The organism is Hamadaea flava (genome assembly GCF_024172085.1).
Taxonomy (GTDB): Bacteria; Actinomycetota; Actinomycetes; order Mycobacteriales; family Micromonosporaceae; genus Hamadaea; species Hamadaea flava.
Genome location: NZ_JAMZDZ010000001.1, coordinates 1364160 through 1376979 on the forward strand (window position 1 = coordinate 1364160; position 12820 = coordinate 1376979).

At 72.1% G+C, this 12820-nt stretch carries 11 protein-coding genes; 3 read left to right on the forward strand and 8 right to left on the reverse strand.

All coding sequences use genetic code 11. The features are described 5' to 3' along the window. Nucleotides 1–95: 95 nt before the first annotated feature. Nucleotides 96–1064: a penicillin-insensitive murein endopeptidase gene (locus HDA40_RS06655; protein ID WP_253753030.1), complete on the reverse strand. Its 969-nt coding sequence runs from the start codon at nucleotides 1062–1064 to the stop codon at nucleotides 96–98. A gap of 292 nt (nucleotides 1065–1356) precedes the next feature. Here HDA40_RS06655 and HDA40_RS06660 point away from each other — a divergent pair, with 292 nt between their 5' ends. The 3 genes from HDA40_RS06660 to HDA40_RS06670 all read left to right on the forward strand — a co-directional run bounded on the left by HDA40_RS06660 (nucleotide 1357) and on the right by HDA40_RS06670 (nucleotide 7146). After that, the gene (locus HDA40_RS06660; protein WP_253753033.1) at nucleotides 1357–3384 is read left to right on the forward strand and encodes a SulP family inorganic anion transporter; all 2028 of its coding nucleotides are present in this window, start codon (nucleotides 1357–1359) and stop codon (nucleotides 3382–3384) included. 102 nt (nucleotides 3385–3486) lie between these two features. Further along, entirely contained in the window at nucleotides 3487–4101 is a 615-nt protein-coding gene (locus tag HDA40_RS06665) for a mycothiol-dependent nitroreductase Rv2466c family protein (protein ID WP_253753035.1), read from the forward strand. Between the two features lie 30 nt (nucleotides 4102–4131). Further along, nucleotides 4132–7146 carry an AfsR/SARP family transcriptional regulator gene (locus HDA40_RS06670; protein WP_253753036.1) on the forward strand — a complete coding sequence of 1005 codons (3015 nt, stop codon included), beginning with the start codon at nucleotides 4132–4134 and terminating at the stop codon, nucleotides 7144–7146. A gap of 12 nt (nucleotides 7147–7158) precedes the next feature. Here the strand turns inward: HDA40_RS06670 and HDA40_RS06675 are convergent, their stop codons facing one another. The 7 genes from HDA40_RS06675 to HDA40_RS06705 form a co-directional block, all read right to left on the reverse strand. Further along, a complete protein-coding gene (locus HDA40_RS06675; RefSeq protein ID WP_253753038.1) occupies nucleotides 7159–7554 on the reverse strand; it encodes a S26 family signal peptidase in 396 nt (131 codons plus the stop codon). Next, nucleotides 7551–9320, reverse strand: a complete 1770-nt coding sequence (locus HDA40_RS06680; RefSeq protein ID WP_253753041.1) for an ABC transporter ATP-binding protein — start codon at nucleotides 9318–9320, stop codon at nucleotides 7551–7553. The genes HDA40_RS06675 and HDA40_RS06680 overlap by 4 nt, the downstream gene beginning before the upstream one ends. A 1-nt stretch (nucleotide 9321) precedes the next feature. Continuing rightward, complete coding sequence (locus HDA40_RS06685; RefSeq protein ID WP_253753044.1) at nucleotides 9322–9843, reverse strand: hypothetical protein; 522 nt, start codon at nucleotides 9841–9843, stop codon at nucleotides 9322–9324. 72 nt (nucleotides 9844–9915) lie between these two features. After that, nucleotides 9916–10143: a hypothetical protein gene (locus tag HDA40_RS06690; protein WP_253753045.1), complete on the reverse strand. Its 228-nt coding sequence runs from the start codon at nucleotides 10141–10143 to the stop codon at nucleotides 9916–9918. A 123-nt stretch (nucleotides 10144–10266) separates the two neighbouring features. Further along, nucleotides 10267–11010 carry a polyphosphate--glucose phosphotransferase gene (gene ppgK / locus HDA40_RS06695; protein WP_253753047.1) on the reverse strand — a complete coding sequence of 248 codons (744 nt, stop codon included), beginning with the start codon at nucleotides 11008–11010 and terminating at the stop codon, nucleotides 10267–10269. 43 nt (nucleotides 11011–11053) lie between these two features. After that, nucleotides 11054–11719 carry an NADPH-dependent F420 reductase gene (locus HDA40_RS06700; protein ID WP_253753049.1) on the reverse strand — a complete coding sequence of 222 codons (666 nt, stop codon included), beginning with the start codon at nucleotides 11717–11719 and terminating at the stop codon, nucleotides 11054–11056. A gap of 40 nt (nucleotides 11720–11759) precedes the next feature. Further along, the gene (locus HDA40_RS06705; protein WP_253753051.1) at nucleotides 11760–12692 is read right to left on the reverse strand and encodes a LysR family transcriptional regulator; all 933 of its coding nucleotides are present in this window, start codon (nucleotides 12690–12692) and stop codon (nucleotides 11760–11762) included. Between the last annotated feature and the right edge of the window lie 128 nt (nucleotides 12693–12820).

Consider the following 12820-nt stretch of genomic DNA (forward strand, 5'->3'; position numbering starts at 1 on the left):
AGTTCCTCTGGGATGTCAGGCCCGCCGGTCCGCAGGCACTATCCCGGATCAAATCGCACTAAAAAGGACTAAGCGCGTCACCACGCCGAACCGCGTCAGCAGTCGTAGAGCGAGTTCGGGTGGATCTTCTCGCAGTACCGGATGTGAATGTGGTTGTCGTGCCCCTCGTACGCCGACGTCAGCCCCTCGCTGATGAGCGTCGGGTCGTTGAACCAGATGGCCATGATGTGGCCCGGCGCCGCCGCCCGGATCATCTGGACGAGCTGCCGGGTGGCCGCCCGGTCGTAGGTGGACGATTGCCAGGTGATGCGCCCGGCGGTGCACTGGGCGTCGTCGGCGCGGATGGGCCAGACGTCGACGTCCAGCCCGACCTCGTGGCTCGCGTGCCCGGCGATGTCGCCGCCGTGCTCGAACCCGGCGTCGCCGAGCGGCAGCTTGCCCTGACCGGTCGCGGCGAAGTCGGCGGCCGCCTTCTCCACCTGGCCGATCGCGGCGGCGGTGGCCCAGTTCGCCGCCGTGCCGTTGCCGTCCGGGTCCTGGTCGCACAGGTTCGTGAAGGCCGGATAGTCGTAATGCCAGACCAGGTTCTTCCAGGTGATCGGCCCGGCGATGCCGTCGACGCCGATCCCGGCGTGGGACTGGAAGGTGCGTACGGCGCTGTCGGTCGCGGCGTCGAACGAGCCGCTGACGGTCAGCGAGAGGTTGCGCTTGGCGTTCAGCTCGACCTGCAACGCCTTCACCGCGTCGCTCGTGGTGCCCTGGCCGATCTGCACGACGAGGGCGCCCCAGGTCGCCGGGCCGACGATGCCGTCGACTCCGAGCCCCTTGGCCGCCTGGAAGGCCTTCACCTTCGTGACGGTCGCGGAGTCGAAGACACCGGTCAGGGTGGTCGCCTGCCCGTGGTACGCCAGCAGGTGCTGGATCGCCAGCACGTCCGCGCCGCGGTTGCCGCTGCTCTGCGTCGGGAAGAACGCGCCGGCGTACGCCTGCGCCGGGGCGGCCGCCGTCAAGGCCGCCGGGACTGCGGCGACGAGCGCCGTCAGGAGGAGAAGGAAGCGTCTCATGGGAGGGATTTTCAGCTCTACTCAACGATATGTAAATGCATAACATTGACGGATGTTTCGGTGCTGGATCAGGGTTCTCGGTCGAGTCCTGGGCCGAGATTCGACCTGGAACCCTGATCCAGCGCCCACGCCGACACACAAGCTCAGGAATCTGCCAGCGACACGCGGTCGCGACGAGCCCTCGATCCGCAGATCGTATGGCTACGATCCACCGCCAATGCCCGATTTGCGAATATCGCACCGGGAGCCGAAGACGCCCAGCCCAAAGGGGGCGTCCCACACGGGGGTGGACATGTCCTTACGAAGAGAGTTCCTGGCGGCCGACCTGCCGGCGTCGATAACGGTGGCGCTGCTGGCGGTGCCGTTGTCGCTCGGCATCGCGGCGGCGTCGGGCGCGCCGCCGATCGCCGGGCTCGTCGCGGCGGTGGTCGGCGGCATCGTGGCGGGCGGCTTGAGCGGCGCGCCCTTGCAGGTCAGCGGCCCGGCGGCGGGGCTGACCGTGATCGTGCTCGGGCTCGTGGGCGACTACGGCTGGGCGACGATGTGCGCGATCACGCTGCTGGCGGGTCTGGTGCAGGTGGCGGCCGGGTTCACCCGGCGTGGCCGGTTGGCGCTGAACCTGCCGCCGGCCGTGGTGCACGGCATGCTCGCCGGGATCGGCGTCGTGATCGTGCTGTCGCAGCTGTGTGTCGTGCTCGGCGTACCGGGGAAGGAGACGCCGCTGCAGAACCTGGTGAGCCTGCCGACGGCGCTGAGCTTCGACCGGATCGAGTCCGCCGCGGTCGGGGCGATCACCGTCGGCGTGCTGCTGGGCTGGCCGCGCCTGCCGTACGTGCGGCGCGTCCCGGCTGCGCTCGTCGCGGTGGCCACCGCGGCCGCTGCGGTGGCGTTGTTCGGCTGGCAGGTGCCGCGCCTGAATCTGCCGAGCGACCCGTTCGCCGCGCTGACCCGCCCGGTGCTGCCGACCGGCGACTGGGGCGGCATCGCGCTCGCCGTCCTCACCGTCGCGCTCATCGCGAGCGTCGAGACCCTGCTGTCGGCGGTCGCGGTGGACAAGCTGCACAGCGGACGGCATGCCGACCTCGACCGCGAACTGCTCGCCCAGGGCGCGGCGAACACGGTCAGCGGGTTGGCCGGCGGGCTGCCGGTCACCGGGGTCATCGTGCGCTCCTCGGCCAACGTGGCCGCCGGTGCGCGTACGCGGGCGTCGACGATCCTCCACGGGGTGTGGGTCGCCGCGTCGGCCCTCGCCGGGGCCGGTCTCCTGGAGCTGGTGCCGCTCGCGGCGTTGTCGGCGTTGCTGGTGGTCGTCGGGGTGCGCCTGGTGAACCCGGGGCACCTGCGCGAGCTACGCCACCATCGGGAGATCCTGCCCTACCTGGTCACAGCGGTCGGCGTGGTCGCGATCAACCTCGTCGCCGGGGTCGCCCTCGGCGTCGCGACGGCGGCGGCGCTCGGGCTCTGGCGGCTCAGCCACAGTCAGATCAGCCTCGACGGCGACCATCTGAAGATCAGCGGCAGCCTGCTGTTCTTCACCACCGCGCGGCTGACTCGCGTACTGCGGGACATCCCGCCCGGCCGCAACGTCCACCTCGATCTGCGGGCGGACTTCCTCGACCACGCGGCGCAGGCCGCGCTGAGCGGCTGGGTCGCCGACTACCGGCGGCGGGGCGGCAACGTCGCCGTCACCGATCCGAGCCACCATCTGACCGCTGGGCGACGGCCCGCCCGCCGCAAGCCGGTGCACCGCTGGCTCGCCCCGCATCACGTCACCCCGCGGCTGGAGACCGGGCTGCGCTCCTATCACGCCCAGCACGCCCCGCCCGCGGTACTCGACCTCCTCTCGGGCGGTCAGCAGCCCAGCCACATGTTCATCGGCTGCGCCGACTCGCACATCGTGCCGCACCTGATCACCGGCAGCGGCCCCGGCGACCAGTTCTGCGTGCGCAACATCGGCAACCTCGTGCCGCGTCACGGCGAGGACCCCGGCATGGACACCGCCGTGGACTACGCCGTCAGCGTCCTCGGCGTGACCACAGTCATCGTCTGCGGGCACTCACCCTGCGGCGGCATCCGCGCCGCGCTGCGTACTCGGCACGGCTGGCTGCGGCACGCGGCGCTCGGTCCGTCCACCTTGGATGACGCGGCGCGGCTCAACATCGTGGCCCAGCTGGACAACCTCGCGACCCATCCGGCCGTGGCCACCGCCGGCTCCGCCGGGCGACTGCGCTTGATCGGCTTGTACGCGGACACCGTGGCCGCGACGGTCGCGCGCGTCGGGCCGGACGGCGTACTGCTCGATCCCGAGCCGCTGCACTAGCGGGGCGCGCACGGGTGGCCCACCGCCAGTGGGTCACCCCGCCGATGTGACGTCGCTCTCCCGCTCCTGGCGGTTGGTTGAATCCTGAACAAAGCTGTACGCATGACGACCTCCGCCGACATGTGGTTCGACCCCGTCTGCCCCTGGGCCTGGATGACCTCGCGCTGGCTGCTGGAGGTGGAACGCGTACGCGACGTGCGCATCCGCTTCCACGTGATGAGCCTGTCGGTCCTCAACGAGGGCCGCGACCTGCCGCCGAAGTACCGCGAGCTGCTGGACGACGCGTGGGGTCCGGTGCGGGTGGCGATCGCCGTCGCCCAGCAGCACGGGGACGAGGCGGTGCGGGCGTTCTACACGGAGATCGGCACCCGCATCCATCTGGAGAAGCAGGAGCGCGGACGCGACCTCTACGTCGCGTCGCTGACCGCCGCCGGGCTGCCCGCGGAGCTGGCCGACGCCGCCGACGACCCGGCGTACGACCAGCCGTTGCGGGTCAGCCACCACGAGGGGATGGACCCGGTCGGCGACGACGTCGGCACGCCCGTCATCCACGTGCCCGGACCGGACGGGCAGCTCATCGCGTTCTTCGGCCCCGTGGTCTCCCCCGCCCCGCAGGGCGAGGCGGCCGGGCGGCTCTGGGACGGCGTCCTGCTCGTCGGCGGGACCGACGGCTTCTTCGAGCTCAAGCGGACGCGTACACGCGATCCAATCTTCTAAAGCAGCCGATCTTCGGCGTACCATCGCGACGTGCTCGACGTAACGATCTTGGGGACGCTGAAGATCTACGTCGACGGCGAGCCGGTCCGCCTGGCTCGCCGCCAGCAACGCCGCATGCTCGGCGCGCTGCTCCTGACCCCGTCCGTGGAGATTCCGGCCGATCGGCTGGCCGGAATCCTCTGGGAGGACGCCGAACAGCCGGTCTCGCCGGCCGCCACGATGTCCACGTACGCCTCCCGCATCCGCCGCGATCTCGGCTCGGCCGGGCCGGTGCTCGGCTCGGGGCCCGACGGCTACGTGATCCGGGTCGATCCGTCGCGAGTGGACGCTAGCCGTTTCCTCGACCAGGTACGCCAGGTGTCGACGGTGGACGATCCCGAGCATCGGGCCGGCCGGCTCCGGCAGGCGCTCGGGCTCTGGCGCGGGCCGGTGCTCGCGGACGCCTTCGACGACCGGTTGCGCGACCGGCTCTGCCTGCACCTCGACAGCGCCCGCGCGGCGGCGTACGAGCTGCTCTTCGAAGCCGAACTCGCCCGCGGCCGGCACGCGGAGGTGCTGGCCGACATCGTCTCGGCGAGCGAGCTGTACCCGGACTCGGAGCGGCTGGTCCGGCACCGGATGGTCGCGCTGGCGCGCTGCGGGCATCGGGCCGAGGCGCTGCGGGTCTACCGCGACACGCGGCAGCGGCTGCGCGACGAGCTGGGCCTCGATCCGTCGGCCGAGCTGGAGCGGCTGCACGAGCAGTTGCTCCGCGAGCAGCCCGCCGACCAGCGGCCGGTGCCCCGGCAGTCCGCGCCCCAGGCCGGGCGGCTCTACGGACGCGGCGGGGTGCTCGGCGAGATCGATGCCTATCTGGATCGGCATCGGGCCGCCGACGACGTGACCGGTCCGGCGGCGATCCTGCTGACCGGACCGCCCGGGATCGGCAAGACGGCGGTGGCACGGGCGGTCGCCGAACGGCGGCGCGCCGCCTTCCCCGACGGCGTCCTGTATGCCCGCCTCACCGCCGCCGATGCCCGGCCGGTCATCGCCGACACCGTGTTGCGGCAGTTCCTCCGCGATCTGGGCTGGCCCGCCGAGCTGCCGATGAGCCGGGCCGAGCTGGCCGAGCGGTGGCGGACGGTGACGGCCGAGTCGGCGATCCTCGTGGTGCTGGACGATGTCCTCGCCGCCGAGCAGGTGCGCGATCTGCTCCCGGGTGGCCGCGGCGGCGCGGTGGTGGCGACGAGCCGGGAGGACTTCGGGCGCCACGATGGAATGCGCGTCGTACCGATGACGCCGCTCGATCCGGCCGCCGCCGCCGAGATGTTGCGCGATCTGGTCGGCGAGGCCCGGCTGCCGAGCGAGACGATCGACGACCTGGCCACGGCGTGCGGACGGCTGCCGCTGGCGTTGCTGACCACCGGGGCGGCCGTCGCCTCCCGTCCGCAGTGGACGGCCGAGGAGGTCCGCGCCCGGCTCGGCCCGCCCGCGCCGTTCGTCCTCGGCGACGCCCTGTCGCGCAGCGTTTCCGGGCTCTCCGGATCGGCCGCCCGCGTCCTGCGCCGGCTGGCCGAACTTCAGTGGACCCGTTATCCGGTGTGGCTCGCGCCGCTGCTCGCGCCCGACACCGCGCGTACGCCGGACGGCGCGTGGCAGGAGCTGGTCGCGGCGAACCTGCTCGACCCGGCCGGGTTCGTCTGCGGCACCCCGACCTACGAGATGCACCCCGCCGTACGCCATTTCGTCCTCGACCGCGGCGACCGCAGCGAGCTGACCGACGCCATCCTCGCCGTGGTGTACGCCACGCTGACCTGGTCGGTGGCGGTCGCCGACGGAGGTTTGACCGCACGGCACTTCCCCACCCCGGTGGTGTCGGCGTACCCGATCGCGGCGGACGAGCGCCAGCTCGCGGCGGACCCGGTGAGCTGGCTCGACGGTCACCTCCCGGCGATCCAGACCGGGCTGGTCCAGCTCGCCAGCCGGGGCCGGTACGCCGACGCGGCCGACCTGGCGACGGTCGCCGTCAACTACGTGACCACTCGTGGCGGCCCGGACGAGTTGCTCGTGCTGACCGAGGCCGCCCAGGAGGCGGCGGCCCAGCCCGGGGTGCCCACGGGGACCCGGGCCGCCGCCATGCTCGCGTACGCCGGGGCGCTGCGCGGCAAGGAGCAGTACGCCGACAGCATGCGAGCCGCCCGATCGGCGCGCCGGATGTACCTGCGGCTCGGCGATCGGCATCGGGCCGCCCTGGCTGCCTCCACAGTGGGCAGTTGCGCCCGCGTACGCGGCGATCGGCGTACCGCGTTGGCCGCCGGAGCCGCAGCGGTGGCCGGGCTCGCCCCGCACGTCACCGGCCAGCACGGCTCGGTCTGGGTGGCGCTGGCCAACTCCGGCCGGGAGTTCGGAGCCGACCCGGCGGCCGTACGCCAGCTGCTCGACGTGGCCGTCTCCGCCTTCCACCTCGGCGGCGACGTCGCCGGGCAGGCCAATGCGCTGGCCGTCGCGGCGGTGATGCTCCTGCACGAGGAGCGGGCCGACGACGCGGTCAAGGCCCTCGAATCCGCCCACGACCTGCTCGCCCCGAGCGGCGACCGGGTGAACCTGCCGTTCATCGCGATGTACCTGGCCGAAGCGCTGCTCGCCGCCGGACACCCCGACCGCGCCCGCCGGTACGCCATGACCGCGCGGCAGCACTTCACCCGCATTGGATTCCACATGGGACTGGCGCGGTGTCTCGGCGTACTGGGGCAGGCCGAGCTGGACCGGGACCGGGCGGATCTGGCGCTGCCCCAACTCCGTCAGGCCCTCGACCACGCCGAGATCGCCGGGAACGCGCACATCATCGGCTGGACACGGTTCCAGCTGGCCCGCGGGCTGCTCGCGGCCGGTTCGCCGGCCGAAGCCCGGACGGTCGGCGAAGCGGCGCTCGCGACGCTGCGCGCGATCTCGTCGTTCCGCCTCCCCCGCGTCGAAGCCTGGCTGCTCACCCTCCCCCCACCTCCTTTGGCGCTGGATCAGGGTTCCCGGTCGAATCTTGGTCCAAGATTCGACGCAGAACCCTGATCCGTGCGAAACCTAGCGGGTGGGGCGGTAGGCGCGCAGAACGCGGCCGAGCGCGGCGCCCTCGGGGACGAACCCGAAGTGCCGCGAATCCAGGCTGCGCGGGTTGTCGCCGCGCACGAGGAAATACCCGGCCGGCACGGTGGCTCCCCACTGCGCGAGGTCCGGCGGCACCGGTTGCCCGGCCGTGGCGACGACCCGTTTGACCAGCCAGTCGACGTCCGTCGGCACCGGTGACGGGCCCTCAGCCGCGGGGACCTCGAAGACGACGGGGGCACCGGCCCGGGGTCGCGAACGCACCACGAGCAAGCGGTCACCGTCCAGATAGGTCGGTTCCATGCTCATGCCGCGCACGGTCAGCCACCGCAGCCGCGACCGGCGGAAGACCAGCAAGAACGCCAGCGGGATCACGCGGGCTCCAGGTAACCGGCCGCCTGCGCGGTGAACAGCTCGGCGTACCGGCCGTCCGCCGCGAGCAGCTCCGCGTGGGTCCCGGCCTCGGCGATCCGGCCGTCCGCGAGGATCACGATCTGGTCGGCGTGGCGCAGGGTCCCCAGGCGGTGCGAGACGAGCAGACTGGTACGCCCAACGGAGTGCTCGCGTACGCGACGTTGGAGGTCCTGCTCGGCGAGCGCGTCAAGCCCCGAGTTGGGTTCGTCGAGGATGAGCAGGTCGTGCGACGTGCGCATCATCGACCGCGCGAGGGCGACCCGTTGCCATTGGCCGCCCGACAGGGACACGCCGGGGTCGGCGTCGTCGTCGAAGAAGATGCGGCTCAACATGGTCCGGGCCCCCTTCGGGAGTCCGTCGACGACCTCCGCCGCACCGGCCGCGTACGCGGCTGCCGACACCGCGGCCTCGTCGTCCACTCGGGACGGATCGCCGATGCCGATGTTCTCCCCAGCGGTCAGCTCGTAGCGGACGAAGTCCTGGAAGGTGGCCCCGATCCGGTTGCGCAGCTCGTCCGGGCGCAGCGCCCGAAGGTCCACGCCGTCCCACAGGACGCTCCCCCGGGTCGGGTCGTACGCCCTGGTCAACAGCTTGACCAGGGTGCTCTTCCCCGCGCCGTTCAATCCGACCAGGGCCGTCGTACGCCCGGCCGGCAGGAACAGGTCGACCCCGCGCAGCACCCACGGGCCGTCGTCGGCGTACCGGAACCACACGTCGCGCAGCTCGATCCCCTGGCGCAGTGGTTCGACGGGGTGTTCGCCGACGGGCAGGTCCGGTGGGGCAGCCATGATCTCGCGGTAGTCGCGGAACAGCAGCATCGCCGCGCTCGTCTCGGCGTACTGGCTGAGCAGGCCGGCGATCGCGCCCTGTACGCCGACGACCGCCGCGGTGAACAGGGTGAGGTCGCCGACCGAGAGACGGTGGTCGAGGACGCCGCGTACGGCGACGATCGTGCCTGCGGCGGCCACTGCGGCGCTGAGCACGGCGACGCCGAGCGCGGCGCGGTTCTGGGTACGCTGCGCCGCCCGGTGCAGCGACGCGGTGGCGGTCAGCCCGTCGAGCAGGCGGGACCGGAGCAGCCGGCCGGAGCCGTAGAGCCGGATCTCGCTCGCCGCCGAGGCGGTCGTAAGCACCTCGGTCAGGAAGTACGCTCGCCGCGCGGCGGCTGCCGAGTCGGTCACCGCCCGCGCCGATCGCCGGGCCGCGTTCCGATAAGCGACGTACGCCGGCACGGCGGCGGCCACCACCACGACGGCCATCGGGGGCCAGAGGGCCAGCAGCACTGAGGCGTACCCGATGGTGGTGACGAGGGCCTGGCCGCCCTCGACGAGCATGGCCGTGGCCGCGGCGGGGGCCTCCTGAGCACCCTGCGCCGCGATCCGCAGTTTGTCCTGAAAGGACGGATCTTCGAACGGCCGGAGCCCGACGAACCGATCGACCCGCGCGTAGAGCGCGTCCTGAGTACGCAACGCGATCCGCTGGCGCGCAAGGAGTCCGGCGTACTCGCCCACCTGCCGCAGCGCGACCATCGCGACGGCTGCGACCGCTCCGGCTGCCGCGAGCCCGATGGCGTGCCGCGCGGTCGTCCCGGCGACGAGCGCCTCGATGAGCAGCTTTGCCAGCCACGCGACGACGACCGGCAGCACTCCGGACAGCAGCGCGACCAGTCCGAGCACGACGGTCGGACCGGCCGCGTGCCGCAGTGCCAGGCCGAGCGCCGCCTTCATGTCAGGCCGCGACCAGCGCCGGGGCGACCGCGTCGACCGATCGGCCCGCGGCGGCTACGACGCCGCCGGCGATCCGGAGCACGGTCGGGAAGCTGGCCACGTCGCCGAACGCCGCCGTGACCTCGCCGCCCTCGGCGACGACGGCGACTCGACCGGCGACTGTGCCGACCTTGCGGGTGAGTTCCTGGGTGGCCTCGTCGGCGGCGTCTCCGGCGACGAACGCCGTCAGCGCACCGACCCGGCGCTCGGCGAGCGCGGCGATCAGCTCGGCGCACGGGCCGCAGCCTGGCATGACGAACAGGACCGTGCTGTCCTCCACATCGGACCTGCCGAGCGGGGTGGCGTCGAGGTCGACGGCGTGGAAATCGGCGATCGCGGTGCCGACCTCGGGCAGCGTGGCTTCGGATCCGGCCAGGCGCTCCTCGATCGCCCGCAGCCGGCGTACCACAGCCGACAGCATGAGCAGGCAGATCGCGGTGAGGACGGTGAGGACGACGACGGCGCCCGTCAGGACGGCGGTCATGGTGTTACCTCCACGGGGGTACGCGAACAGGGAGGTGGGGCCGTCCTACCACGGCCCCACCGGTGTGCCTTGTCAGCAGGCGCCGCGCTTCTTGCTGACGCAGCTCGCGCCGCTGCACGAACCCGTGCAGCTGATGGTGCCGCCGCTGCAGTAGGTCTGGAAGAAGACACCACTCGAACAGTGGCCGTCGCTCTTCCAGTAGCTGCAGGAGTTGCCGTGCTCGGGCACGCAGGCGCCGGCGGTGCCGGTGCCGAGAGCCCGGCTGAGCAGACGGTCGCCCCACTTGCTGATGGTCTTCATCGCGCCTCCTTGTGGCTTTGCGGTGAACTGCCATCAGCCTGGCGGGCGTGCCTTTCCACCGGACTTCCATCCACTGTCCACGCCCGTGTCACGTAGAAAGCGCCGGCTGCCACAGGGAAGGAGTCATACGGACAGCGCCGCGCCCACGATCCCGGCGTCGTTGAGCAACTCGGCCGCGACGATCTCGGTCCGCAGCTTGATGCGCGGCAAGAACTTGTCGGCCTTCTTGCTCACCCCGCCGCCGACGACGATCAGGTCCGGCCACAGCAGCCGCTCGACGAGTTCCAGGTACGCCTGGAGCCGCCGGCTGTACTCGCCCCAGGACAGGTCGTCCTCTTCGCGTACGGAGGCGGCGGCCCAGTCCTCGGCGTCCCCGTGGTGCAGCGGCAGGTGACCGAGTTCGGTGTTCGGCACGAGCGCCCCGTCGACGAACAACGCGCTGCCGATGCCGGTCCCGAGGGTGAGCATGAGGACGACGCCGCGCTTGCCGTGCCCCCGGCCGAAGCGCATCTCGGCGATCCCGGCCGCATCGGCGTCGTTGATCACCGTCACCGTACGCCCGGTCGCCTGCTCGAACAGCTCGACCGCGTTCGTCCCGATCCACTTCTCGTTGATGTTCGCGGCCGTCATCGCGATGCCCTGGCGGACGACGGCGGGCAGGGTGATCCCGACCGGGCCGGCCACGCCGAGCTGATCGAGGACCTGCACGACCGTTTCGGCCACCCCCTCGGGGGTCGCCTTCTCCGGCGTGGGCAGCCGTACGCGGTCGGCGGAGAAGTGCCCGGCGGCGAGGTCGACGGGTGCGCCCTTGATGCCCGATCCCCCGATGTCGATGCCGAGGGCCTGACCTGTCCGGTTCTCAGTCACCATTCCATTCTGGCGCGAACTCGTGCAGGCGTGGGGAAAACCGTCAAGCGCGCGCGAGCGCCGCCTCGATGACGGGGATCGGCGCCGGGGTGCCCGCCGGATCGCTGATCGGGCCATAAGGCAGCCCGTACGCGGGGGTGCCCACCTGGAAGCGTCGGCCACCCTCGCCGAGCGGCCCCGCGTCGACCGCGTCGTAGCCCAGCTCGGCGAGGAAGTCGCTGACGACCTGCTTGGCGAGCCCGTCGTCGCCTGCGATGGGCAACGCCGTCCGATCGGGCGAGCCGGCCGGACGAGGCAGCGACAGCAGATGCCGGAAGTTGATGTTGTTGAACACCTTGACGACCTTCGCCCGGCCGAGGTGCCGTTGCAGCAGCTCGCTGCTGGTGGTCGACCCGTCGTCCAGGGCGGCGATGTCGCCGTCGCGCTGCGGGTAGTAGTTGTTGGTGTCCATCACGGGCTTGTCGGCCAGCGGCTCGACCGGCACCGTGGCGTACGCCCGCAGCGGAATGCTGACCAGTACTAGTTCGCCCCGGTCGGCCGCCTCCTCGACGGTTCCGGCCGAGGCGAGCGGGCCGAGGTCGGCGACCAGGTCGGCCAGCGTGTCCGGGCCACGCGAATTGCTCAGGACGACTTCGTGTCCGGCGGTGACGGCGAGCCGGGCGACGGTGCCGCCGATGTTGCCGCTGCCGATGAGTCCGATGATGGCCACGTTCCCTACGCTATCGCCCGTTTCCTCCCGCCGCGCTGGATCAGGGTTCTGCGTCGAATCTCGGCGCGAGATTCGACCGGGAACCCTGATCCAGCGCCAAAGGCTGAGCGCGGCCGTAGATTTCGCAGGTCAGGCGGAGCAGGTCCGCGAGCAGCTCCGGCGGATCGTCCTTCCACCAGGCGAGCAGGACCGGGATCGGCTGGGCGTCCCGGACCGCCCGGTACGCCACTCCCGGCCGCGGGTTCTGGTGGGCGGTCGCCTCCGAGGTCACGCCGACGGCCTGGCCCGCCGCGATCAGGGTCAGCCACTCGTCCACTCCGTGCGTGGGGCGTACCGAGGCCGGGGCGGTGCCGGGCGGCCAGAGGTCGAGGGTCGTGGTGCCCGTGCGGTCGTCGATCGCCACGGTGTAGCGCGCCAGCTCGGCCAGGCGCACGCTGCGCCGCCGGGCCAGGGCGTTGTCGGTCGCCACCGCCGCCACCCGGGATTCGACGCCGACCAGTGCGGTGGCGAATCGGGGGTCGGTGAGCGGGCGGCGCACCACCGCGACGTCGGCCAGCCCCTCGCTCAGCCCGGCGGTGACCGAGCCGGACTGCACGAAGACGAGCGGGGTCTGCGGATGCTCGGCTGCCCAGGTCTTCTGCAGTCGCCGGGTGTGTTTGCCGAGCGCCGCCCAGGCGTACCCGACGCGCAGTTCGGTCCGGGCCTGCTCGACGAGCCGCTGCAGGTGCCCGACCTCCTCCAGTACGCGTCGCGCGCCGGCGAGCACCTGGACTCCGACGCCGGTCAGCCCGACCTGCCGGGTCGTCCGCTGGACCAGCCGCGTGCCGAGCGCGGCTTCCAGCGCGGCGATCGACCGGGACACCGCGGCCTGCGAAACACCCAGGTCGTAGGCGGCGTCGGTGAACGTGCCGGCGTCCGCCACGGCGACCAGGACCGCGAGATGCCTCAGCTGGAGATCGCCGCGTTCACTCATACGCTCATCGTATAAGTGATGCGGTTGATGCATTTCTCGTATGGACGGGCCGCTCCCACACTGGTCGGCGTGAGTGCACGCAAGGTGATCGGCGGGCTTGCGACGATGGTCGCCAGCGCGGCCAGCAA